At 72.2% G+C, this 23,162-nt stretch carries 15 protein-coding genes and 3 tRNA genes; 6 read left to right on the top strand and 12 right to left on the bottom strand.

Annotated features, from left to right (window positions below; all coding sequences use genetic code 11):
• Positions 1 to 40 precede the first annotated feature (40 nt).
• Positions 41 to 113: transfer RNA gene (locus tag QP119_RS05320), tRNA-Glu, on the bottom strand.
• Positions 114 to 800: 687 nt separating this feature from the next.
• Between QP119_RS05320 and QP119_RS05315 the strand changes: the two genes are divergently transcribed.
• Positions 801 to 1,943, top strand: coding sequence for an NAD(P)-dependent malic enzyme (locus QP119_RS05315; RefSeq protein WP_284774191.1), 1,143 nt, complete (start codon positions 801 to 803; stop codon positions 1,941 to 1,943).
• A 90-nt stretch (positions 1,944 to 2,033) separates the two neighbouring features.
• On the opposite strand, the gene QP119_RS05310 is transcribed toward QP119_RS05315, so the two are convergent.
• The 4 genes from QP119_RS05310 to QP119_RS05295 all read right to left on the bottom strand — a co-directional run bounded on the left by QP119_RS05310 (position 2,034) and on the right by QP119_RS05295 (position 5,126).
• A tRNA-Glu gene (locus QP119_RS05310) sits at positions 2,034 to 2,106 on the bottom strand.
• Positions 2,107 to 2,131: 25 nt separating this feature from the next.
• A tRNA-Gln gene (locus tag QP119_RS05305) sits at positions 2,132 to 2,203 on the bottom strand.
• Positions 2,204 to 2,510: 307 nt separating this feature from the next.
• Positions 2,511 to 4,010: a glutamate--tRNA ligase gene (gene gltX, locus QP119_RS05300; protein WP_284774189.1), complete on the bottom strand. Its 1,500-nt coding sequence runs from the start codon at positions 4,008 to 4,010 to the stop codon at positions 2,511 to 2,513.
• 108 nt (positions 4,011 to 4,118) lie between these two features.
• Positions 4,119 to 5,126, bottom strand: a complete 1,008-nt coding sequence (locus QP119_RS05295; RefSeq protein WP_284774187.1) for an alpha/beta hydrolase family esterase — start codon at positions 5,124 to 5,126, stop codon at positions 4,119 to 4,121.
• Positions 5,127 to 5,286: 160 nt separating this feature from the next.
• Between QP119_RS05295 and QP119_RS05290 the strand changes: the two genes are divergently transcribed.
• The 3 genes from QP119_RS05290 to QP119_RS05280 all read left to right on the top strand — a co-directional run bounded on the left by QP119_RS05290 (position 5,287) and on the right by QP119_RS05280 (position 9,003).
• A complete protein-coding gene (locus QP119_RS05290) occupies positions 5,287 to 6,411 on the top strand; it encodes an isochorismate synthase (RefSeq protein ID WP_284774185.1) in 1,125 nt (374 codons plus the stop codon).
• Between the two features lie 42 nt (positions 6,412 to 6,453).
• Positions 6,454 to 7,671 (top strand): alpha/beta fold hydrolase, encoded by a 1,218-nt coding sequence (locus QP119_RS05285; protein ID WP_284774182.1) that lies wholly within the window; start codon positions 6,454 to 6,456, stop codon positions 7,669 to 7,671.
• 126 nt (positions 7,672 to 7,797) lie between these two features.
• Complete coding sequence (locus QP119_RS05280) at positions 7,798 to 9,003, top strand: hypothetical protein (RefSeq protein WP_284774180.1); 1,206 nt, start codon at positions 7,798 to 7,800, stop codon at positions 9,001 to 9,003.
• A 51-nt stretch (positions 9,004 to 9,054) separates the two neighbouring features.
• Here QP119_RS05280 and QP119_RS05275 read toward each other — a convergent pair whose 3' ends face one another.
• A complete protein-coding gene (locus tag QP119_RS05275; protein ID WP_284774178.1) occupies positions 9,055 to 9,852 on the bottom strand; it encodes a fumarylacetoacetate hydrolase family protein in 798 nt (265 codons plus the stop codon).
• A gap of 103 nt (positions 9,853 to 9,955) precedes the next feature.
• Between QP119_RS05275 and QP119_RS05270 the strand changes: the two genes are divergently transcribed.
• Positions 9,956 to 11,491: a cation:proton antiporter gene (locus QP119_RS05270; RefSeq protein WP_284774176.1), complete on the top strand. Its 1,536-nt coding sequence runs from the start codon at positions 9,956 to 9,958 to the stop codon at positions 11,489 to 11,491.
• Positions 11,492 to 11,508: 17 nt separating this feature from the next.
• Here the strand turns inward: QP119_RS05270 and QP119_RS05265 are convergent, their stop codons facing one another.
• Both QP119_RS05265 and QP119_RS05260 read right to left on the bottom strand, forming a co-directional pair.
• Entirely contained in the window at positions 11,509 to 12,126 is a 618-nt protein-coding gene (locus tag QP119_RS05265; RefSeq protein WP_284774174.1) for an exonuclease domain-containing protein, read from the bottom strand.
• Positions 12,123 to 13,961: a DUF294 nucleotidyltransferase-like domain-containing protein gene (locus QP119_RS05260; protein WP_284774173.1), complete on the bottom strand. Its 1,839-nt coding sequence runs from the start codon at positions 13,959 to 13,961 to the stop codon at positions 12,123 to 12,125. Before QP119_RS05260 ends, QP119_RS05265 begins: the two co-directional genes overlap by 4 nt.
• Positions 13,962 to 13,991: 30 nt before the next feature.
• On the opposite strand from QP119_RS05260, the gene QP119_RS05255 reads away from it, so the two are divergent.
• Positions 13,992 to 16,058 carry an FAD-dependent oxidoreductase gene (locus QP119_RS05255; RefSeq protein ID WP_284774171.1) on the top strand — a complete coding sequence of 689 codons (2,067 nt, stop codon included), beginning with the start codon at positions 13,992 to 13,994 and terminating at the stop codon, positions 16,056 to 16,058.
• 94 nt (positions 16,059 to 16,152) lie between these two features.
• On the opposite strand, the gene QP119_RS05250 is transcribed toward QP119_RS05255, so the two are convergent.
• The 4 genes from QP119_RS05250 to QP119_RS05235 all read right to left on the bottom strand — a co-directional run bounded on the left by QP119_RS05250 (position 16,153) and on the right by QP119_RS05235 (position 23,142).
• Positions 16,153 to 17,175: a 3-isopropylmalate dehydrogenase gene (locus tag QP119_RS05250; RefSeq protein ID WP_284774170.1), complete on the bottom strand. Its 1,023-nt coding sequence runs from the start codon at positions 17,173 to 17,175 to the stop codon at positions 16,153 to 16,155.
• A 174-nt stretch (positions 17,176 to 17,349) separates the two neighbouring features.
• Positions 17,350 to 18,936, bottom strand: coding sequence for a phosphoglycerate dehydrogenase (gene serA, locus QP119_RS05245; RefSeq protein ID WP_284774168.1), 1,587 nt, complete (start codon positions 18,934 to 18,936; stop codon positions 17,350 to 17,352).
• Between the two features lie 283 nt (positions 18,937 to 19,219).
• Positions 19,220 to 21,070, bottom strand: a complete 1,851-nt coding sequence (locus QP119_RS05240; protein ID WP_284774166.1) for an MBL fold metallo-hydrolase — start codon at positions 21,068 to 21,070, stop codon at positions 19,220 to 19,222.
• A gap of 113 nt (positions 21,071 to 21,183) precedes the next feature.
• Positions 21,184 to 23,142, bottom strand: a complete 1,959-nt coding sequence (locus QP119_RS05235) for a GmrSD restriction endonuclease domain-containing protein (RefSeq protein ID WP_284774164.1) — start codon at positions 23,140 to 23,142, stop codon at positions 21,184 to 21,186.
• Positions 23,143 to 23,162: the final 20 nt, after the last annotated feature.

Below are 23,162 nucleotides of genomic sequence, written 5' to 3'. Positions count from 1 at the left end.
GCCCGGAACCGAAGTGGTTCCGGGCGGCGCCTGGCCTTTGTACCCTGTACGGGATTTGAACCCGTGTTACCGCCGTGAGAGGGCGGCGTCCTAGGCCCCTAGACGAACAGGGCTTGTCTCTCGGACCTGCACCACTTTAAAGGAACGGTCTATAGCGCACAAATCCGCACGTCGGCGCACATTTTCGCCGTCAATTTCCGACGTCGCTCCCGCACCCCGAAGACGGAGGCACCCCGCCCCTCTTCCGAGGGGCGGGGTATGAACTGGTGCGGCGGTGGGCGGTCACGCTCCACGGCTCTCAAGCGGAAGTCTCTGGCGGTTGGTCACCGCGTCCGCGTCGACCCTTCAGGGCGTGTGCCGGGCGGTCTCGTCCGACGCCGCATTCTTGAGAAACGACGTCATCTGCATCCTCACACTCGACCGGACTGCTCCTACTTCACGCATCTCTTGCGCTGGGAAGTCGAGGATTACGGCTGTGCACGCAGCCGGGAGGAGTGATGCGACTCGTCTGAGGAACTTGCCTGCATACAATCTCCTTTACTCACCGCGGACGGGGTCTGTCGGGACATCCCCACCGGGGCTTTCCCGATACCTCAGACGGTACGCCCGCGCGCGCCTGCGCGCGTGGGCCACCCCCGCGACGTCGTAAATCCCCTGCGTGCCGGGCCGCACGGGGGTGCCCTCACAGGCGACGCCGCGGTCGTCGTGAAGCACGTCGCGCGGCAGTCTGTGACACACCCCACCGTCTGCGGCGACGCATAACCGGCCGATGATGGCCGGCGCTGATAGGCTCGCGCCTCATGGACCTCAGCGGTCTCTCCCTCAAACTGCACCGCGAACACCACGGGAAGATCGCCACGGCGCTGCGCGACCCAGGCCCGATCACCCGGGAGAAGCTCAGCGCCTACTACTCCCCCGGCGTCGCCGCCGCCTGCGAGGAGATCGCCGCCGAGCCGGCACGCCTGCGCGAGCTGACGTGGACCGGCAACCTGGTGGCGGTCGTCTCGGACGGCTCGGCGGTGCTCGGGCTGGGAGACATCGGGCCGAAGGCCGCCATGCCCGTCATGGAGGGCAAGGCGATGCTCTTCAAGCACTTCGCGGGCGTGGACTGCGTGCCGGTGGTGCTCGACGTGCACACCGCCGACGAGATCGTCGCGGCGGTCAAGGCCATCGCGCCGAGCTTCGGGGCGGTCAACCTCGAGGACATCGCCGCGCCCGTCTGCTTCGAGGTCGAGGCGCGCCTGCGCGAGGAGCTCGACATTCCGGTGCTCCACGACGACCAGCACGGCACCGCGGTGGTGGTGCTCGCCGGGCTGATCAACGCCTGCAAGGTCACCGGGCGCCGGCTCGCCGACACCCGCATCGTCATGGTCGGCGCGGGCGCGGCCGGGGTGGCCATCGCCACGCTGCTGCACGAGTACGCCGGCCCGGAGATCATCGCCGTGGACTCCCGCGGGGTGATCTCGCGCGGGCGCGACCACCTCAACGAGCACAAGGAGCGCCTGGCCGGCTACCAAGACTCATCCGCGCGCACCTTGCAGGAGGCGCTCGAGGGCGCCGACGCGGTCATCGGGATCTCGCACAAGGGACTGCTCGCGCGCGGGGACATCATGCGCATGAACCGCGACGCGATTGTCTTCGCGCTGGCTAACCCGGACCCCGAGATCACCCCGGAGGAGGCGCGCGCCGGCGGGGCGGCGGTGATCGCCACCGGGCGCGGCGACTACCCCAACCAGGTCAACAACGCCGTGGCCTTCCCTGGGATCTTCCGCGGGGCGCTCGACCACGGCGTCACGCGCTTCACCCGGGAGCACCTGATGCGCGCGGCCGAGGCGCTGGCCTCCGCGGTGGTGGACACCTCGCCGGAGAAGATCATCCCGAGCGTCTTCGACGAGAACGTGGTGCCGTCGGTGGCGCGGGTGTTCCGGGGGTCGGTGGGCTGAGGGAGCCGGCGGCGGTGGCCGGCCGACCCGCCCACACAACGAAGAAGTCCCGGACACCACCTGAAGTGACGTCCGGGACTTCCTGATCTGTACCCCGTGCGGGATTTGAACCCGCGTTACCGCCGTGAGAGGGCGGCGTCCTAGGCCGCTAGACGAACGGGGCTTTAGGACGCGATCTGTGATCGCAGCTGGCCTACCAGGACTCGAACCTAGAATGGCGGTACCAGAAACCGCTGTGTTGCCAATTACACCATAGGCCATCGTTTCGCTCGGATTTGCTTGCCGCATCTCCGTGCGCAACGGGGTTTACTATAACCAGACGGCGCGGAAACACACAAACCGGCAGGTCATCAACGAATTCCAGCGTTGTCAGTACGTTGCGGGCACGCATCCGACGCCTCGTGAGCGCATCCGGCACACAATGGCGCCCGGGCCCCGCCCCCGCGCGCCCGCCCCGCACCGCCCCCGGACACACGTCGACCCCGCGGCCACCTCCACCGGGAGACGACCACGGGGTCACGGTCTGGAGGGAGCCGGAAGCCCCCTCGGAGCCCTTACGGAGCTCCCCTACTGCTCGGCAGGCACGAAGGGCGTCGCGGCTCGGCCGGCGCGCAGACGCTTCAGCGTGGACTCCTTGCCCAGCAGCTCCATGGACTCGAACAGCGGCGGGGAGACCTGCTCGCCGGTGACGGCCACGCGCAGCGCGCCGTAGGCCTTGCGCGGCTTGAGCCCCAGCTCCTCGATGAGGCCCTGCGAGAGGACCTCCTCGATGCGGCCGCGCTCCCAGGCGTCCTCGGGCACGGCGTCGAGGCGCTCGATGGCGGCGTCGAGCGGCTCGATGGCGGCCTCCTTGAGGTTCTTGCGAGCGGCCTTCTCGTTGAGCTCGAGCTCGTCGTCGGCGGTCACGAGGAACTTCACCAGCCCGTAGGCCTCGGAGAGGGTCTTGATGCGGGTCTGCACCAGCTCGGCGGCCACGACGAACTTCTCGGCCGGGTAGTCGGCCGGGAAGTCGGTGTGCTCGGTCAGGAAGGTGCGCAGCCGGTCGCGGAAGTCGTCCGGCTCGAGCAGGCGGATGTGGTCGGCATTGATGGCCTCGAGCTTCTTCTGGTCGAAGCGGGCCGGGTTGCCCAGCACGTCCTTGACGTCGAAGTTGGCCACGAGCTCCTCGCGCGAGAAGATGTCGCGGTCCGCCGAGAGCGACCAGCCCAGCAGCGCGAGGTAGTTGAGCATGCCCTCGGGGATGATGCCGTCCTCGACGTGGTTGAACAGGTTGGACTTCGGGTCGCGCTTGGACAGCTTCTTGTTGCCCTCGCCCATGACGAACGGCAGGTGGCCGAAGACCGGGGTGCGCTCGGCGACACCGATCTCCTTGAGCGCCTCGTAGAGGGCGAGCTGGCGCGGGGTCGAGGGCAGCAGGTCCTCGCCGCGCAGCACGTGGGTGATGCCCATCAGGGCATCGTCGACGGGGTTGACCAGCGTATAGAGCGGGTCGCCGTTGGAGCGGGCGACCACGTAGTCGGGCTGGGTCTCGGCCTTGAACTCGACGGTGCCGCGCACCATGTCGTCCCAGGACCAGTCGTGGTCGGGCATGCGCAGGCGCCAGACGGGCTTGCGGCCCTCGGCCTCGAAGGCGGCCTTCTGCTCGTCGGTCAGGTCGCGGTCGTAGTTGTCGTAGCCCATGTGCGGGTCGCGGCCGGCGGCCTTGTGGCGGGCCTGGACCTCCTCGTTGGTCGAGTAGGCTGGGTAGACGTAACCGCCGTCGATGAGCTTCTTGAGCACGTCGGCGTAGATCTCGCCGCGCTGCGACTGGCGGTAGGGCTCGTGCGGGCCGCCGACGTTGATGCCCTCGTCCCAGTCGAGGCCGAGCCAGTTCAGCGAGTCGATGATCGCCTGGTAGGACTCCTCGGAGTCGCGCGCGGCGTCGGTGTCCTCGATGCGGAAGACGAGCTTGCCGTTGATGTGCCGGGCGTAGGCCCAGTTGAACAGGGCGGTGCGCACCATTCCCACGTGGGGGGTGCCGGTCGGTGAGGGGCAGAAACGTACGCGGACGTCAGAGGCTTCAGACATGTCCCACATCGTACAACCCGCGCCTCCGGCCCCGGCCGTGCGTCGAAACCGGCTCAATTGCCGACGCCCCGCCCCTCGCCGCGGGCGTTTCCCCGCGGCGTCGCCGCGTCACTTGTGCTGGCGCGCGAGGAAGGCCCAGATCTCCTCGGTGGTGTTCGGGTTCTCGTACCACCACAGGTGGTTGGAGCCGAGCACGCGGATCTGCTCGGTCTCGCGCGCGCAGCCGCCGGCGACCACGCGCTCGGCGCCCTGCCACTCGGGGCGGGTCTCCCGGCCCGGGCCGCAGCCGTTGCGCTGGGCGTAGGACTCGTAGAGGTCGGGCACGGCGAGGTAGTCGGCGCCGTGGCGGTTGCCGCCGTCGTACTCCATGAGGGTGTCGCCGGTGCCGTGGACCATGAGCACGGAGACCGGGCCGCCGGGGCAGTTCATGTTGACCGGGTTGTAGTAGGCGCCGGAGACCGGGGCGACGGCGGCGAAGACGTCGGGCATGTGACAGGCGGCGACCATGGCCATCCCGCCGCCGGTGGACATGCCGGTGGCGTAGACCCGTGCCCGGTCGACGGTGTACTTGCCCGCGACGTCGTCGATCATCGCGCGGGTGAAGGCGATGTCCTCGCCGGGGCGTGACGTCGCGGTCGGCGAGCCCTCCCAGGAGCCGCCGATGGAGCGCGGGTAGACGATGATCGCCTCGCGCCCGGCGATGGACTCGCGCAGGCGGGAGTAGTTGCGGAAGTTCTCCGTGGAATCCTGGTAGGCCGAGTAGCCGACGAGCACCGGCCAGGCCCTCTCCGGGGTGTAGTCGGCCGGGACGTGGATGACATAGAAGCGGCCGCCCAGGTCGATCTCCCCGTCGGCGCCCGGGGCGACGGGCGGGGCGACCGGTGCCGGCGGCGCGGGCGGAGCCTCGGGGGCCGGCGGCTCAGGAGCGGATGCCTCCGGGGCCGAGGCCTCGGGCGGCTCCCCCTCCGGGGCGGGAGCCGGCGCGGGCGACTCGGGAGCCGGCGCGGGTGCGGGAGCGGGCGCCTCCTGGGCGGCGGCCTGTCCGGGTGCGGCGATGATGGCGCCGGCGGCCAGCGCGGCGACGGCGAGGGCACGGAGGTCACGGAGAATTTTCACGCAGTTGAGATTATGTCACTTAAACCACACGTGCAACATATTCACCACGCGTTTCGTGCACCGACACCCCCGCCCGGCCCCCGCCGGGCACCACACGTCCACCGCGGCGCCCGCCGCCTCAGGACCGCACCCCGACCGCGCTGTCTTAGACTCGGGGGCCATGTCCACTTCCCGTCCGTCCACCGCCCCGGACTTCCTGCTCTCCCGCGGCCACGGCTCCGTGCGCACCCAGGGTGCCGCGCGCACCTTCACCGAGGTCCCCGCCGCAGCGGCGGCCCTGCGCTCCGGCGAGGCGGAGATGGTCGTCGGCGCCCTGCCCTTCCTGCCCGACGCCCCTGCCGCGCTCACCGTCCCGGAGAGCATCATCCGCGAGCCCGGCGTGCTCCACCCGCACCCGTACTACCTCGAAGGTAAAGGCTCTGAACTTTACGCAAGCCTCGTGCGCTCCGACCCCGAGGCCGACGAGCACCGCGCCCGCGTCGCCGCCGCCGTCGAGGCGATCCGAGACGGTGCCATGGAGAAGGTCGTCCTCGCCCGCGCCGTCGACATCGCCTTCGCCCCGCCGGTCGACCCGCGCCTGGTCGCCGCGCGCCTGATCGACACCTCCGCGCGCCACGACGGCTTCATCTGCGACCTCTCGCCGGCCGGGGGCCACTTCGCCGGGCGCATGCTCGTCGGCTCCTCCCCCGAGGTGCTGGTGCGCAAGTCCGGCACCACGGTGAGCGCCTACCCGCTGGCCGGCTCCGCCGCCCGGGCGAGCGACCCGGACGAGGACGCCGCCGTGGCCCGGGGGCTGGCGGCCTCCGGCAAGGACCGCGCCGAGCACGCCTTCGTCGTCGAGCACCTGCGCGCCGCCCTCGACCCGGTCTGCTCGCGCCTCGCCATCCCCGACGAGCCCGAGCTGACCGCCACCAACGAGGTCTGGCACCTGGCCACCCCGATCACCGGCGAGCTCGACGCCGACCACGCGCACATGACCGCCCTGGAGCTCGCCGCCCTGGTGCACCCCACCCCCGCCATCTGTGGCACACCGACGCCCGCGGCCCGCGACTACATCGCGCGTGTCGAGTCGCCGCGCGGCTTCTACGCCGGCACGGTCGGCTGGGCGGACAGCAACGGCGACGGCGAGTACATGGTCGCCATCCGCTGCGCCGAGGTCGCCGCCGACGGCGCCTCGGCCCGCGCCTGGGCCGGCGGCGGCATCGTCGCCGACTCCGACCCGGACGCGGAGCTGGCCGAGACCACTGCGAAGCTCGGCACCATCCTCGGTGCGCTCGGCCTCTAAGCTCCCGGTCACAGCCCCGACCCCGGCGCGCCCGGGTCTAGCATGGCGGACATGAGCATCCAGATCGGCACCCGCCTCCTCGAGGACCACACCATCACCTGCCCGCTGACCGAGGACCCGGCCGACGGGCGCACCATCGACGTCTTCGCCCGCGTGATCACCCCGCGCGGCGGCGGGGACCTGCCCTTCCTGGTCTTCCTGCAGGGCGGGCCGGGCAACGAGTCGCCGGCGCTCTTCCCGTCCTGGATGACCACCGCGCTGGCCCGCCACCGCGTCGTCCTGCTCGACCAGCGCGGCACCGGCCGCTCCACCCCGGTCGCCCCGGAGAGTGCCACCGCCGAGTACCTGACCCACCTGCGCGCCGACGCGATCGTGCGCGACTGCGAGGCCATGCGCGAGCACCTCGGGGCGAAGACCTGGAGCGTGCTGGGCCAGTCCTTCGGCGGCTTCACCCTCCTGCACTACCTGACCGTGCACCCGGAGAGCGTCGACAACGCCTACTTCACCGGCGGACTGGCCCCGGTCGGCCACCGCGCCGAGGACATCTACGCGACCACCTTCGCCGAGCTGCGTCGCAAGTCGCTGGCCTACTACACGCGCTTCCCGCACCACCGCGACGCCGTCGCCAAGCTCGTGGAACTGGCCGCCGACGGCGAACTGGTGCTGCCGGACGGCGAGGTCGTCTCGGTCTCGCGCGTGCGCAGCCTGGGCATGCTCCTCGGCTCCAACGACGGCTGGCTCAGTCTGTTCAACCTGCTCGAGCAGGACCCGCGCACCACGGCCTTCCGCCACGACCTGGCCGCGCTGCTGCCCTTCGGCGCGCGCAACCCGCTCTACTACGTGCTCCACGAGTCCTCGATGGCCGACGGCGTGGTGACCGACTGGGCCGCCGAGCGCGCCATGCCCACCGACTTCGCCGAGGACCCCACCCTCCTGACCGGCGAGCACGTCTCGCGCGAGTGGCTCGAGACCGTCCCGGGCCTGCGCCCCTGGGCGCCTGTTGCCAGGGAGCTCGCCGGCCAGCCCTGGAACCGCCTCTACGACCCCGTCGCCCTCGAGGAGTCCGGCGCGCGCGGGGCGGCGGCCGTCTACGTCAACGACGCCTACGTGCCGCTGGAGTACTCCCGCGAGACCGCCGGTTTCCTGCCCGGCGTGCGCACCTGGGTGACCAGCGAACACGAGCACAACGGGCTGCGCGCCTCCGACGGCGCGGTGCTCGCCCGCCTCTTCGAACTCGCCGACGGCACCCGGCTGCGTTAGAGAGATTGCCGACGCCGCGCCGCTCCCCCACCGCGGTTCCGTGCGGCGTGCGCCCGCCGGCGCGGGCGCGTTGGCTAATGTGACGGGGTAACTGTGCAGCCGAACCGAGGAAAGGGTGGCCGAGGCGTGGACCGTGAGCCGCGGAGCCGGCACGAGGCCGCCGGTGTGCGCCCCGCAGGCGAGCCTGCGGCGGCACCGGCCCAGGGGCGTAGCGCCGGGCGCCCGGGCAGCCACCGCGCCACCGTTCGGCCGGACCGGCACGCCACCGCCGCGCGCCGGGGGAAGATGCCGCTGACCGTGGCGGCCGGCGTGCTGGCGATGATGGTGCTTTCCGCCGGCCTGCTGCTGGTCGGCGGCTCGCGCTACGAGACCCCGATCGGCCCCATGGGCTGGACGACCTCGGAGATCGAGAGCTTCACCGACGGCGAGCTGTTCCGCTCCTGCGACTTCGGCGAGGCCTTCTACTCGCGCGCCGGCGTCGAGGACGTCACCGTCGCCGAGGGCGAGCGCGAGGACGGCCAGACCGAGTGCTCCGGCTGGATCCCCGTCGGCGACGCGCGGGTGCGCGCCTCGGTGATCGTGGACCCGGCTGGCGAGCAGAAGCGCGAGAAGATCTCCTCGGACCTGTCCGGGCTGGCCGAGTGGACAACGTCGGGGGATCCGGGCGGCGACGCCTTCGAGGGCAGCCTGGCCGGGCGCCCCAACTGCCGGATGACCGGGCCGGGCGCACTTGCCAGCGTGGCCGTCTCCGTCAACGGGCCCTGTTCGCTGGCCGCCCCGCTGGCACGCCAGCTGCAGAACTTCGGCGTCCAGGTCGACCAGGAGCACTCCCCCCACGGGCTGCTGACCGTCTCCGGGCCGGACTACCTCGACGTCGGCGAGCCCGAGGGCGAGCTCGCCTGGGCCCGCTACGACGAGCGCCTCGGCTCGGCCTCCGCGGAAGGCGAGACCCTCGACGCCGGCAACGCCGACTTCCCCGGTTCGACCATCCGGCTCGACTCGGCGCGGGCGGACGCCCACGAGGTCTGCGCGGAGAACACCTTCGTGCTCGGCGAGGACGCTTCCGGCTCGACCACCGTGCGCGTGCCGACCCTGGTGGCCGTCACCCCGAACGGCGAGACGTCTTTCCTCTCCCCGGTGGAGGACGGCCTGTCGCTCGGCGTGGGCGAGGCCCGCGAGATCACCTACTGCGGCGAGGGCCTGAGCACCATCACCGGTGACTTCGAGCTGCTGGTCATCCCCTTCACCTTCGCGGAGGACGCCGACACCTCACGCGTCGACGAGTCCGCCACCGCCGCCCCCGACTTTTGGGCGGTGCCGGTCCAGGCCTGACGGGCCGGACGCGGCTCAGGCCCGCCCGGCCCGGGTGCCCCGTTGAGCGCGTCAGGCGCGCTCGACCGGGTTGCCCAGCACGCCGACGCCGGGCACCTCGATCTCGATGTAGTCGCCGGGCTCCATCGGCGCGGTGCCGGCCGGCGAGCCGGTGCAGATCACGTCGCCGGGCAGCAGCGTCATCGAGGCGGTGATGTACTCGAGGATCTCGCCGAGGTTCATGATCATCTGGTTCGAGTTCGAGTCCTGCTTGACCTCGGTGACCCCGCCGTGGGTCAGGCGGGCCTTAATCGGCAGGTTGTCGGTCTCGATGGCGTCCAGGTCGGTCTGGATCCACGGGCCCAGCGGGCAGAAGGTGTCGATGCCCTTGGCCCGGGCCCACTGGCCGTCGGAGAACTGCAGGTCGCGCGAGGAGACGTCGTTGACCACGGTGTAGCCGAGGACGACGTCACGCCAGTTCTCGGCCTTGACGTTCTTGCACGGCTTGCCGATGATCAGCGCCAGCTCGCCCTCGAACTCGACGCGGGTGGCGAAGTCCGGGATGCGGATCGGCGCGCCCGGGCCGACGACGGCCGTCGGCGGCTTGATGAACAGCGTCGGCGGCAGCTGCTCGGCGGACTGCTTGAACACCTCGGCGACGTGGTCGGCGTAGTTGCGGCCGATGGCCACCACCTTGCCGGGCAGCATCGGCGCGAGCAGCCGGTACTCCCCCTCCCGGTACTCCTTGCCCGTGTACTGCGGGGCGGTGAACGGGGTGGCCGCAATGGCCTTGGCGGTCAGGTCCTCGCCTTCACCGTCCATGACGGCGAAGGTCATACCCTCCGGGGTGGCAATTCTGGCGAAACGCATGCAGGGCAGCCTACCCGCCGCCCTCGTCCGGGACAGCAGGCGGCGCCGGGGTAGAAAAGTGGTGTTCTCTTTGACCACCCCCGCGCCGAAAGAAGGCCCCCGCTTGACTGTCCTCGCCGCCCTGGTCGGCCTCATGCTGGCCACTGTCATCGTCGTCGCCGTCGGCGACCGCGCGGGCCTTCCCTGGCCCGTGCTGCTGGTGCTGCTCACCGCCGGCGCCCTCTTCCTGCCCGGCCTGCCGGATCTCGAGGTGCCCGCCGAGATGATCCTGCCGATCTTCCTGCCGCCCCTGTTGTGGGCCCTGGCCCGGCGCACCTCCTGGGGCTCGATCCGCGCCCAGCTGTCCACCATCGTCTCGCTGTCCGTCCTGCTCGTCTTCGTCACCGTCGCAGCACTCGCCGGCACCGCGATGTGGCTGATGCCCGGCCTGGGGCTCGCCGGGGCCATCGTGCTGGCCGCGGCGCTCGCCCCGCCGGACCCCGTCGCCGTCGACGCCGTCGCCGAGCCGGTGGGCATCCCCCGGCGCATCACCTCCGCGCTGGCCTCGGAGGGCCTGTTCAACGACGCCGCCTCCATCGTAACCTTCCACCTGGGCCTGGCCGCCCTGCTCGCCGGCGAGGACGTCTCCTTTACCGCCGGCGCCCTCGACTTCATCTGGGCCGTCATCGCCTCGGTGGTCATCGGCCTCGTCGCCGGCCGTGCCACCGCCTGGTTCACCGACCACGTCGGCGACACCACCGCGAGAAACGCCCTGAGCTGGGTCGTGCCCTTCGCCGTCTACCTGCTCGCCGAGGAGGTCCACGCCAGCGGGGTCATCGCCGTGGTCATCGCCGCCGTCGAGCTGACCAGCCGCGCCTCCCTCGGCGCGGAGGACCGCCTGTCCGGCGGCGCGTTCTGGGGCACCGTCGAGATGCTCTTCACCGGTGTCGCCTTCGGCCTGATCGGGCTCTCGGTGCGCGACGCCGTCGACGAGGTCGGCGCCGAGCTGTGGCACGCCGTGTGGGTCGGAGCGGTGCTCGCCGTGGTCGCCGTCGCGATCCGCGCGGTCTGGCTGTGGCTGCTCTACCGGATCAACATCCGCCGCGGCCGGCGCGCCACCGCCCCGCTGCGCCTCCAGGAGGTGCTGCTGATGACGTGGTCCGGCATGCGCGGGCTGGTCACCCTGGCACTCGTGTTGTCCATCCCGGCGACCGCCTCGGACACCCTGCACCACGAGGCCGCCGTCATCGCCCTCGTCGTGCTCCTTCTCACCATGGTGCTGCCCGGCCTGACGCTGCCGGCGCTGATGCGCACACTCGACCTGGTGGAAAGCCCCGAGCAGGTCGACCACCTGCACGACCGGGCCCGGCGCGCCGCGCGCGACTACCTGGCCGAGCACACGGCCGACCTTCCCGTGGAGGCCGTCGAGGCGGTCGGGCGCTGGGTGCGGGTGCGCTTCGACGAGCACGAGTCCGACCACGGTCCCGACCACGAGGAGATCGAGCGCTGGCGTGGGGCGGCCCACAAGATGCGGCTGGCCTCGCTGCGTGCCGCCCAGCAGGAGCTGCTGTCCGCCCGCCGCGAGCGTGGGGTGGACCCGGGGGCGGTCGACGAGGTGCTCCAGGAGATCGACCGGATGATCCTGGCCGCCCGCGGCTGACCCCGCCGCTTTCCCGCTCACCGCACCAGCGTGCGCGCCGGGCGGTCCTCCCGTCCTGCGGTCTGGGCGAGGAAGAGCTCGGCGCAGGCCAGGGCGTCGGTCAGCGCCCCGTGGTTGCGGTAGGCCGGCAGCCCGTGGCGCGCCCGGGCCTTCGGCAGGCGCAGGTCCTCGCCTCTCGGGTAGGTGCCGCGCCGCTCCATTCCCGTGCGCTCGAGGTCCATCGTGTCGACCACGGCCACCCCGCGCAGGCGCAGGAAACGCAGCTCCATAGCCGCGAAGTGCGCCAGCAGCACGCGGCCGCGCAGTGCCTCGGTGACCGCCCGGCGCGCCGCGGCGGGCTCGACCCCGCTGGCCACCGCGTCGTCGCCAATCCCGTGCACGGTGGCGGACTGGCCCACCTCGCCGCCGCGCACGATGAGGCGGCCGGCCTCCCCGAGGCGGATCTCGCGGTCCTCGACGGGCACCCAGGCGACCTCGACGAGGCGGTCGCGGCGGGCGTCGAGGCCGGTGGTCTCCACGTCGACGGCGAGCAAGCGCAGCTCTCCGATGCGGCAGCGCGGCAGGCGGGCGCGCGCCGGGGAGAAGAGCTCGCCGAGGCGCGCCCACGCCCCGCTCCCGGTGTCCCGCCCCGTCATGCTGCGTGCACCGGGTAACGGGTGGCCAGCCCGTTCTGCGCGGAGCGGATGACCTGGAAGGAGTCGCGCAGCACGTCGCGGTCGGTGCGCGCCAGCCGGGCGGGGTCGATGTGGTAGTCGGGCTTTTCCCCGGCGCGCAGCTGGTCGGCCTGGTGGCGCAGGGCGATGGCCTGCAGGCAGTCGAAGGCGGCCGTGAGATCGCGGGCACCGGCCTCGGAGAGGTCGCCCTCGGAAAGCCGCCTGCGCGTGGCGGTGGCCGTGGAGCCGGCTGCCAGCGCGCTGAGCCGGGCGATCTGCACCACCGCGTGCAGCCCGCCCTTCTTGACGTCCAGGGTGCTGGCGTAGTCGCCGCCGCGCTCGACGACCAGCCCGCGAAAGAAGCTCAGCGGCGGCTGGCGCCGGGCGGCCAGGGTGGCCAGGTGGACGTGCAGGCGCCGCGAGCCCTTCGCCGCGCTCACCGCGCTCGCGCGTACCCGGGCGGACAGGCGCTCGTCGCCGTGGACGGCGCGCAGGTCGAAGAAGGCCTGGGCGTGCAGCAGGGCGTCCGGGCCCGGGGCGGTGGCCCAGGCGGTGAAGGTCTCCTCCCAGGCGCGTGCGGTCATCCGCCACTCGGGGTTGAGCGCCATCACCTCGCCGGGGCAGAGCACCTGGCCGGCGGCGTGCAGGCCGTGGCAGACGTACTCGGCCAGGCGGGCGAAGTAGGCGCTGTGGGCGGCCTCGTCGAAGTCGTCGGCCAGTATCAGCGCGTTGTCCTGGTCGCTGGCGAGCATCATCTCGCCGCGGCCCTGGGAGCCGAGCACGACGAAAGCGTAGTCGACCGGCGGGGTGCCGAGTTCGGCCTCGGCGAGCTCGCACAGGCGCACGGCCACGGCGTCGGCCAGGGCGGTCATGATTGTGCCGGCCTCGGCTCCCCCGGTGCCGCGCTCTACGAAGCGGGCGGTGACCTCGGCGGCGTGGTTGAAGGCGCCGGTGAGGTCCCCGGGACCGGCGGCACGCGCCAGGTCGGCGGCGAGGTAGACGGGGTCCTGGCGCATGAGGGCCATGACGTCGCCGGTGGTGATCACGCCGACCAGTTCCGCGCCGTCGACGACGGGCAGGTGGTTGACGCCCAGGCGCGCCAGGGTCAGCAGGGCCGCCAGCGCAGGCTCGTCGGGGGTGACGGTCACCGGTTCCGGGGTCATCACCTCGGCCACGGGGCTGCCGGGGTCCACCCCGACGGCGAGCACGCGGCCGCGCAGGTCGCGGTCGGTCAGGATACCGGCGAGCCTGCCGGAGTCGGTGACCATCAGGCTCGAGGAGCGCGCCGCCTCCATCGCCCGGGCGGCCGCCGCGATGGACTCCCCCGGTCCCACGGTGTGCGCCCCGTGGTGCATCAGCTCAGCCACGGGGGTGGACAGCGCCTGGAAGCGGGTGTCGTTGAGCTCGTCGACGGCGGCGCGCATGCGCCGGGTCGCCGAGTCGAAGTAGCGGCGCAGCACCGGGTGTGCGGCGTGCAGCCGGGCGAAGACCTCACGGTCCATGACCAGCACCAGGCTGTCCTCGACGGTGACCATCTGGTAGAGCGACTCGGGCTCGCCGACGAGTGTGGAGTAGCCGAAGTAGTCGCCCTCGCCGCGGCGGTCGAGCAGCACCTCCCCGGCCAGCACGTCCACGGCCCCGGAGCGCAGGATGTACATCGCGTCGCCCACCTCGCCCTCGGTGAGCAGCTGCGTCCCGCGGCGCACGTAGCGCATGGTCAGTTGCCCCGGCAGGCGGTCGAGCTCCTCGGCGGGCAGCCGGGAAAACGGCTCGTGGGCGGCGAGGAAGTCGCGGACCTCGCGCAATTCGGCGGACATGCGACAACCCTAGCAAGTAACCTGTGTCACATGTCTGATTCCCGGGACGAGACCGTCACCCCCATCCCGCACCTGATGCGCCCGCTGCGCATCGGCGGGATCGAGCTGCCCAACCGCACCGTGATGGGCTCCATGCACACCGGGCTGGAGGACCGCCACCGCGACGCCGGCAGGCTCGGCGCCTTCTACGCCGAGCGTGCCCGCGGCGGGGTCGGACTCATCGTCACCGGCGGCATCGCACCCTCGGCCACCGGCAAGCTGCAGCCGCTGGCCGGCACGCTGACCTCGCGCGGGGACGTCGCCGCGCACCGCCGGGTCAGCGACGCCGTGCACGCCGCCGGCGGCCTCATCGCCGTCCAGCTCTTACACTCCGGGCGCTACGGGGTCACCCCGCTGAAGACCGCGCCGGGCACGGAGCCCTCCCCGATCCACCCCTTCCGCCACATCCGGCTCAACGCGCCTCTGATCCGCCACGAGATCGCCGCCTTCGGCCGGGCCGCCGCCCGCGCGGTGGCCGCCGGCTACGACGCGGTGGAGATCATGGGCGGCGAGGGCTACCTGATCAACCAGTTCCTCTGCCCGCGCACCAACGACCGCACCGACGACTGGGGCGGCAGCTCCGCCAACCGGCGCCGCTTCCTGCTCGAGGTCGTCTCCGCCGTCCGCGAGCGCGTGCCGGCCGACTTCCCGGTCATCCTGCGCCAGTCCGTCGCCGACCTCGTCGAGGACGGGCAGACCTTCGAGGAGATCGCCGAGACCGCCCGGGCCTGCGCGGACCTGGGCGTCGACGCGATCAACACCGACATCGGCTGGCACGAGTCGCGGGTGCCCACCATCGTCACCTCGGTGCCGCGCGCCGCGTTCGTCGACTTCACCGAGAACCTGCGCGACGTCGTCGACCTGCCGCTGATCGCCGCCAACCGCATCAACACCCCCGAGGTCGCCGAGGAGATCCTCGCCCGCGGCCGCGTCGACGCCGTCGCCCTGGCCCGCCCGCTGCTCGCCGACCCCCACTTCGTGGCCAAGGCCGCCGCCGGCACCCCGGAGCGGATCAACACCTGCATCGGCTGCAACCAGGCCTGCCTCGACCACGCCTTTGCCGCCAAGCCCGTCTCCTGCCTGGTCAACCCGCAGGCCGGGCGCGAGACCACGCTGCGGCTCACCCGGGCCCGCCGCCCCGCGCGCGTCGCCGTCGTCGGCGCCGGCCCGGCCGGCATGGCCGCGGCGGTCTCGGCCGCCGAGTGCGGCCACCGCGTCGACCTCTTCGAGGCTTCCGACCACCTGGGCGGGCAGTTCGCGCTGGCCGCCGAGATCCCCGGCAAGGAGGAGTTCGCCGAGACCCTGCGCTATTTCACCGTGCGCCTGGAAGAGACCGGTGTGAACGCCAACCTCAACCGCCGCGTCGAGGCCGAAGACCTCCACGACTTCGACCACGTCCTGCTGGGCACCGGCGTGCGCCCGCGCGTGCCGGACATCGAGGGCGTGGACCACCCCAGCGTGTGCACCTACGCCGACGTGCTCTCCGGGCGCGTCGAGCCGGGCGGCACCGTCGCCGTGCTGGGCGCCGGCGGCATCGGCTTCGACGTCACCGAGTGGCTGACCACCACGGCCTCCCCGACGCTCGACCTGGCCGCCTGGGAGCGCGAGTGGGGCGTCAGCCGCGACCCGGACAACCCCGGCTCCGTCACAGAGCCCGCGCCCGAGGCGCCCGCGCGCCGGGTGACCATGCTGCAGCGCACCGAGGGCAAGATGGGCAAGAAACTGGGCAAGACCACCGGCTGGGTGCACCGCGCGGCCGTGCGCGCCAAGGGCGTCGCGCAGATCTCCGGGGTGACCTACCGCTTCATCGACGACGCCGGCGTGCACGTCACCCTTCCCGACGGCAGCGCGCACACCGTCGCCGCCGACACCGTCGTGCTGTGCACGGGCCAGGTCTCCGAGCGCGGACTCGTCGAGCCCCTCGAGCGCCTCGGGGTCGCCGTCACCGTCATCGGGGGCGCGGACGTGGCCGCCGAGCTCGACGCCAAGCGCGCGATCCGCCAGGGCACCGAGGCGGCCGCCGCCATCGACGACCGCGTGCGCGTGCCCGTGCACTGACGCCGCACCCACGATTGACGACGCCGCGTGCCACGCCACGTGGCACAAAAAAGCCGACGTCGCGGGGCGCGACGTCGGCAATTTCGGGGGTGCCTCAGGCCCGCACGACGGCGGCGATGCGGTCGCCGACCTCGGTGGTGCGCACCGGGGCGCCGGGCTCGCGGGACAGCGCGTCGGCGGCGACGGCCTCCTCGATGCGGCGGGCGTTGGTCTCGTCGCCGAGGTGGCGCAGCAGCAGGGCGGCCGAGAGGATCGCGGCCGAGGGGTCGGCCACGCCGGTGCCGGCGATGTCCGGGGCGGAGCCGTGGACGGGCTCGAACATCGAGGGGTTGGTGCGCGTGGAGTCGATGTTGCCGGAGGCGGCCAGGCCGATGCCGCCGGTGACCGCGCCCGCCAGGTCGGTCAGGATGTCGCCGAAGAGGTTGTCGGTGACGATCACGTCGAAGCGGGTGGGGTCGGTGACCATGTAGATCGTCGCGGCGTCGATGTGGCAGTAGTCCACGGTGACGTCCGAGTACTCCTCGCCGACCTCGGCGACGGTGCGCTCCCACAGGTCGCCGGCGTTGACCAGGACGTTGGTCTTGTGCACCAGGGTCAGGTGGCGGCGGCGGTTGTTCGCGCGCTCGAAGGCGTCGCGCACGACGCGCTCGACGCCGTAGCGGGTGTTCTGGGAGACCTCGCTGGCGACCTCGTGGGGCGTGCCCTCGCGCAGGGTGCCGCCGTTGCCGCAGTAGAGGCCCTCGGTGCCCTCGCGCACGACGACGAAGTCGATCTCGCCGGGCTCGGCCAGCGGGGAGGCCTCGGGACGGTAGAGCTTGGCGGGGCGCAGGTTGACATGGTGGTCCAGCTTGAAGCGCATGGCCAGCAGCAGGCCGCGCTCCAGCACACCCGGGGGCACCTCGCCGGGCGAGCCGATGGCGCCCAACAGGATCGCGTCGTGCTCGCGCAGGCGGGTCAGGTCCTCTTCCGGCAGCAGCTCGCCGGTGCGCAGGTAGCGCCGGGCGCCGAGGTCGAACTCGGTGACCTCGACGTCGTCGCGGACCGCCTGGAGGACCTTGAGGGCCTCCGCGGTGACCTCCGGGCCGATGCCGTCTCCGCCGATCACTGCCAGTTTCATTTTGCGATATTCCTTTCTCACCTAGTGGACTTTCGTTCACCCTACAACGTGCGCCGCCGCCGCACGTGCACACCCTCATTTTCGGGGGTGGCGTCGGTGGATACGCCACGGCCCCCGGGGTGTCCGGGAGCGGACGCCGCGGGGGCCGCGCGGGTGGCCGTGGGTGGCCGGGTGCTAGCCCAGGTTGAGCTGGACGGCGGTGGCACCTAGGGCAGAGCAGATGTCCTCGACGATCTCCTCGGGCACCTCGCGCTCGACGCGCAGGATCAGGGTGGCGCCGTCACCCTTGGCGGCCTGGGTGAGCGCCGCGGCCTCGATGTTGATGTCGGCCTCGCCGAGGCGGGCGCCGGCCTTGCCCAGGGCGCCGGGCACGTCGGTGTAGCGCAGGAAGAGGTTGTGACCCTCGGCGCGCATGTCGACGCCGCGGCCGTTGATGCGCACGATCTTCTCGACGCGCTCCAGGCCGGTCAGCGCACCGATGACGGTGGCGCGCGCGCCGTCGGCGCCGATGACAGTGACCTCGAGCACGGAGCGGTGGGTGGCCGACTCGGTGGCGGTGGAGACCTTCAGGTCCACGCCGCGCTCCTCGGCGATGCGCGGGGCGTTGACGAAGGTCACCGGCACCTGGGTGATCGCGGAGAAGAGGCCACGCAGGGCGGACAGCCCCAGGCCGTCGACCTTCTCGGTGGACAGCTCCCCGCGGGCCTGGACGGCCACGCTGTCTGGGGCCTCGCCGAGCAGGCGGCCGGCCAGCCGGCCGAGCTTGCGGGCCAGGTCCATCCAGGCGGCGACCTCCTCGCCGACGGCGCCGCCGGAGACGTTGACGGCGTCCGGGACGAACTCGCCGGCCAGGCACTTGAGCACGGAGGCGGCGACGTCGGTGCCGGCGCGGTCCTGGGCCTCGACGGTGGAGGCACCCAGGTGCGGGGTGACGACGACCTCGTCGAGGGCGAACAGCGGGGAGTCGGTGCACGGCTCGGTGGAGTAGACGTCGAAGCCGGCGCCGCGGATCTTGCCGGCCTTGATGGCTTCGGCCAGGGCCTGCTCGTCGACCAGGCCGCCGCGGGCGGCGTTGATGATGATCTGGCCCTCCTTGGCCTTGCCCAGCAGCTCGGCGTCGAACATGCCGGCGGTCTCGGAGGTCTTGGGCAGGTGGATGGTGACGAAGTCGCTGCGCTGCATCAGCTCGTCGAGCTCGACGAGGTCGACGCCGAGCTGGGCGGCACGCGCCGGGTTGGCGTAGGGGTCGTAGGCGACGATCTCGTCGACGTCGAAGGCGCGCAGGCGCTGCGCGAAGAGCTGGCCGATGTGGCCGAAGCCGACGATGCCGACCGTCTTGCCGAAGATCTCGACGCCCTTGAAGGAGGAGCGCTTCCACTCGGCCTCGCGCAGGGTCTTGTCCGCGGCCGGGATCTGGCGGGCGGTCGACAGCAGCAGCGCGATGGCGTGCTCGCAGGCGGAGTGGATGTTGGAGGTCGGGGCGTTGGCGACCATCACGCCACGCTCGGTGGCGGCGTCGATGTCGACGTTGTCGAGGCCCACGCCGGCGCGGCCGACGATCTTCAGGTTCTCGGCGGCCTCGAGGACCTCGCGGTCCACGGTCGTCGCCGAGCGCACCAGCAGCGCGTCGGCCTCGGGAACGGCGGCCAGGAGCTCCGGACGGTTCGGACCGTCCACCCAGCGCACCTCAACGGAATCCCCCAGCGCCTCCACGGTGGAAGGGGCCAGCTTGTCGGCGATCAGAACGACTGGACGGCTCACGTCTTCTCGTCTCCTATGGTGTGTTTCTGCGATACGGACCGCCGCTCACTCTACGCGCGGTATCGCAGATCACAGGCACCACCCCTTGTTAACCTCACCCCCCACCACCCCCGGGGTCAGCCGTACGTTCCCCCTCAAGTCACGCACGGCTTTGCGAAAGAAAGTGGGACACGCCGTCCCACTGGTTGGGCGCACCCCCGTGCGTCGGGGCGCGACCGGGCGCCCCACCCCCGCGGCGCGCGGGCAGCGCCCCTGCGTCCGGTCGGCCTTCCGGCCCGTGCGCCTACTGGTAGGAGATGAACCAGGGCCGCGGGTCGACGGCGAAGGTCTGCTCCGGGTTGAACATCGGCTGGTCCTCGTCGAAGAAGTTCTTCCAGGCCATGTTCCAGACCGGGTCGAGGCCCTGGCGCAGCACGTTCCAGGTGTCGAACTTCTGCTCCGGGACACCGTGGCCGTCGGCGTGGAGCACGTAGGACAGCTCGGCGTGGTCGGTGTTGATCTGCTCGCGGTCGCGCAGCATCTGCACCTGGAACTGGTGGACCACGAAGGCCTTCTGCGGCAGGTTGTTGTCGCGGACCAGCTGGGCGAGCCACTCGGAGACCTCGTCGACCTCGTGGGCCTCCACCGAGCCGACGCGCTGGGCGGGCAGCTCGTCCGGGCCCATGTGCCACTCGGGGTCGAGGGCCAGGCCGACGTTGGGCCGCTTGAGCAGCTCCTCGTAGCGCTTGGCCTGGTCCAGGAAGTTGCCGCGGCCCGGCTGCAGGTCAAGCACGGCGTAGCCGCCGGCGTCCGTGATCGCGTCGACCCAGGGGGTCAGCTCCTCGAGGGTGGCCTCGTTGGAGTAGTCGCCGTCCTCGCCGGGGAACTCGCTAGCGACGGTGGCGATGATCTCGAAGGTCGGGATGACCGGCTCGTCGCCGTCGATGGCCTGGTACTGCTCGGCGATGCCGCGCACGTAGTCGACCGACTCCTGCGGCGGGCGCTCGCCCATCACGCCGAGGGCGCCGCCGGACGGGTGGCCGTAGAGGGCGACCATGCGCCGGCCGGGGAAGACCAGGTGGCCGCCGCCGGGCAGCTCCGCGGTCTCGCGCGCGGAGGCCTCGATCGCACCGGTGAGGCGCTCGGCGGAGCCGAACTGGGCGCCGAGGGCGACCAGCGGGCGGTCGGCCAGGCCGGCGACCGCCTTCGAGGCGTCCTCGCTCACGCGCGGGTCCGGGTAGTCCAGGACGGTGACGTCAGCGCCGTAGGCGCGGGCGTTGGCGACGTCGACGACCGGGGACTCCGGGGTGGCGAGCACCACCGGCGGGTTCTCGCGCGGGGTGGACACCGGGAGCGAGCCCTCGGCGTCGCCCGGCTCCTCGGAGGCCTTCGCCTCGTCGGCCCTCTCCTTATCCTCTTCCGGCTGTGCGTCCTGCGCGCCGTCCGCGGCGAGAGCCTCACCCTCGGGGGCACCCTCGGCCGGGGCCCCACCCTCGGGGGCGCCCTCCGGGGCCGCCTCAGCGGGCGCGGGGTTCTCCATCCCGGCGCCGGGGGCGAGCTCCTGCGGGTTCTCCGGGTCGAACTCGGTCAGCGCGCGCACCGCGCCCTTGTCCGCGGGCACCTCGGTGCGCTCGAAGCTCAGGCTGGTCAGCTGCTCCAGGCCCTCCTCGCCGGCCGGGGCGCGCACGACGGTCAGGCCCTCGACGTCGGGGGCCTTGACGTCGCCGAAGGTCACGGCGATGCTCGCGCCCAGGCGGTCGATCTCGGCGGCGATCTCGACGGCAGTCTCGGGGGTGACCTGGAGCAGCGGGGCGTGGGCGGCGACGGCGGCGGAGGCCGCGCGCAGCTGGTCGGCCACGTCCGGCCCGGTGAGCACGACGGACTCGGCGGAGTCGAAGAAGAGGGCGCTGGACTCCACGCCGGTGCCGGAGGCGTCGGCGAGTACCTGCGGGCGATCCCCGAAGCGCTCGTCGACCTGGCGGTCGCGGTTCTGCTCCGCGGCCTCCTCGACGGAGGCGGCCGAGGTCGCGGCCGCCGAGTCCGACCCGTTGCCCTCCCCACTGTCCGAGCAGGCGGTCAACACCGTCGCCGCGATGGCGGCGGCGGCCGTGGCGGAGGTGGCGCGGAAGAGAAGGCGGCGCTTGTTCGTCGACATGTCTCGTGAGTCTAACGGCAAGCACCCGGCCCCCGCCGCCCGCCCCGTGCGGCGCATCATCCCCATGGCGCGCCGCCCGACCCCGGCGGCGCGCCTCTCCCCCGATCTCCCGGTTACCCCTCGGAGGAGCCGGCCTCGGCGTTCTCCGCCCCGGCGGGCCCGGCCTCGACCTCGGCGTCGGCCACCGCGGAGGCCTCGGCGGCCTCGTCGAGGTCGCCCTCGGCCTTGGCGTGGGCGCCCCCGCGCCGGGCCGCACCCTCGGCGGCGCCGGCGACGGTCGCGGCGTCGGCAATCTCCTCGTCCTCGCTGCCCTCCTCGGCGGCGTGGCGGCCGAGCAGCTCGCCGTCGCGGATGATCTCCTTGCCCATGGCGTACTCGATCATGCCAATGATGCGCTCGCGGCGGTCCTCGAAGAAGGCGTCGAAGTCGCCGCGCAGCACGTAGATAGGGGTGATCTCGTGGGTGGCCAGCACTCCGTCGAACTCGTCGTCATCCATCAGGGACTTCGACTGCACGCGCGGCAGGTAGCGCGGCGGGGTCTGGTTCTCGATGACGACCTGGGTGCGCCGCGACATCGGGGTGCGGTTGACCACGCTCTCGCCGCGCAGCTCGTCGACGCCCTCCCCCTCCGGGAAGATGCGGGTGAAGTGCGGGCGCATCTGGTCATACGACCAGCGGTCGAAGGTCGCGCCGGTGCGCCAGTCGCGGGCGCCGCGGCCCATGAACAGCGCGTAGATGCCGTGGTGCAGCGGGCTGCCCGGCTGGGCCGAGAGCAGGCGGTCCTCGTGGAAGGTCGCGTCGCGCACGGTCTTGGGCTCCTCGTCGGTCTCGCCGGCGACCCACGCGGTGACCTCGTTGACGTCGCGCGCCATGCGGTTGCGCACGGCCGCCGAGCCGTAGAGCTCGCCGAAGACACCGGACCAGAACCAGCGGTTGATGCGGTCCCAGGCCTTGGTGTTGGACAGCGCGCGACCCTCGCGGTCGGCCAGCAGCGCCAGGATGACGGCCAGCGGGATGATCTGCTCGGTGTAGGGCACCTGGGACAGCGAGAGGATGCAGCGCTGCAGCAGGAACTCGGCGCTCTCGCGCAGGGTCACGCGCACCACCTTGGCGGCCTCGCGGTACTCGGCCAGCGACATGGCCAGCACGTCCTCGCGGTGGCCGCCGGCCCGGCCCTTGCGGGCGCTGACCAGCAGCGCCACGGCGGTGAGGAACTCGTTGCGGCCGATGCCGTCGAGGGCCGGGTACTCGCGCAGGGTCTTCTCGGTCTTCGCCCAGTCCTCGGCGAAGGAGAAGTCCGGGTCCTCGGCGGAGAAGACCGCGGTGAGCAGCTCGAAGACGTCCATCTGCAGGCCGGCCGAGTTCGCCTGGGCGAAGATCGAGCCGATGCCGGTGGACTCGGTGCCGCGCTCGAGGCGAATCATCGGGATGGAGTAGCGCGCCAGCGGGTAGACCACGGAGTTGAAGAACTCCTTGGCCGGGCCGCGGTTGTCGTCGCTGACCTGGCCGACCAGGTCGAAGAGCAGGTTCATCGCGTCGTCGCCGAGCAGCGCGGAGACCGGGATGCAGCCCTGCTGCAGGGCGGTCTCCTGGTCCGGCAGGCCGCCGGGGATCTCAGGGGCGAAATGCGAGCGGACCTGGCCGTCCTCACCCACGGCGAAGACCGCGGAGTCGGGCACCAGGTCGCCTTCGACGGCGCGGCGCACGTCCACGTAGAACTTGCGGCGCACCGGGCGGCCGCGGAAGTCGGTGGTGTCGACGAAGCCGTCGCCGCCGAGGCAGTGGTACAGGGTGGTCAGGCGCTGCTGGCCGTCCAGCAGCAGCATACCCGGCGCGTTGCCGGTGTCCGGGGCGCCCTCGATGGGGCGCGGGCGGAAGCGCAGCGGCATGTTGCGCGTGTCGAGGGCCATGAAGCAGCCCACGGGGAATCCGCGCAGGACGGTGACCAGCAGCGAGCGGATCATGTCGACGTCCCAGGAGTAGTCACGCTGGAAGTCGGGCAGCTGGAGGTCGCCGCGGTCGATGCGGGCGAAGAGGTCGGAGAGTCCGTAGCTCGGGGTCGAAAATCCCATGGCGCCAATCGTAGCCCGGC

It is taken from the genome of Corynebacterium frankenforstense (genome assembly GCF_030211955.1).
GTDB lineage: Bacteria > Actinomycetota > Actinomycetes > Mycobacteriales > Mycobacteriaceae > Corynebacterium > Corynebacterium frankenforstense_A.
This window is presented reverse-complemented; position numbering and strand designations above follow the sequence as displayed.

Bases quoted from the DNA above. Each gene is read 5' to 3' on its own strand.
- QP119_RS05290 (WP_284774185.1), top strand. From the start codon at position 5,287: ATGTCCACTTCCCGTCCGTCCACCGCCCCGGACTTCCTGCTCTCCCGC.
- QP119_RS05285 (WP_284774182.1), top strand. From the start codon at position 6,454: ATGGCGGACATGAGCATCCAGATCGGCACCCGCCTCCTCGAGGACCAC.
- QP119_RS05255 (WP_284774171.1), top strand. From the start codon at position 13,992: ATGTCTGATTCCCGGGACGAGACCGTCACCCCCATCCCGCACCTGATG.
- QP119_RS05265 (WP_284774174.1), bottom strand. From the start codon at position 12,126: ATGACGGGGCGGGACACCGGGAGCGGGGCGTGGGCGCGCCTCGGCGAG.
- QP119_RS05240 (WP_284774166.1), bottom strand. From the start codon at position 21,070: ATGTCGACGAACAAGCGCCGCCTTCTCTTCCGCGCCACCTCCGCCACG.
- QP119_RS05235 (WP_284774164.1), bottom strand. From the start codon at position 23,142: ATGGGATTTTCGACCCCGAGCTACGGACTCTCCGACCTCTTCGCCCGC.
- QP119_RS05260 (WP_284774173.1), bottom strand. From the start codon at position 13,961: ATGTCCGCCGAATTGCGCGAGGTCCGCGACTTCCTCGCCGCCCACGAG.
- gltX (WP_284774189.1), bottom strand. From the start codon at position 4,010: ATGTCTGAAGCCTCTGACGTCCGCGTACGTTTCTGCCCCTCACCGACC.
- QP119_RS05250 (WP_284774170.1), bottom strand. From the start codon at position 17,175: ATGAAACTGGCAGTGATCGGCGGAGACGGCATCGGCCCGGAGGTCACC.
- QP119_RS05275 (WP_284774178.1), bottom strand. From the start codon at position 9,852: ATGCGTTTCGCCAGAATTGCCACCCCGGAGGGTATGACCTTCGCCGTC.
- QP119_RS05315 (WP_284774191.1), top strand. From the start codon at position 801: ATGGACCTCAGCGGTCTCTCCCTCAAACTGCACCGCGAACACCACGGG.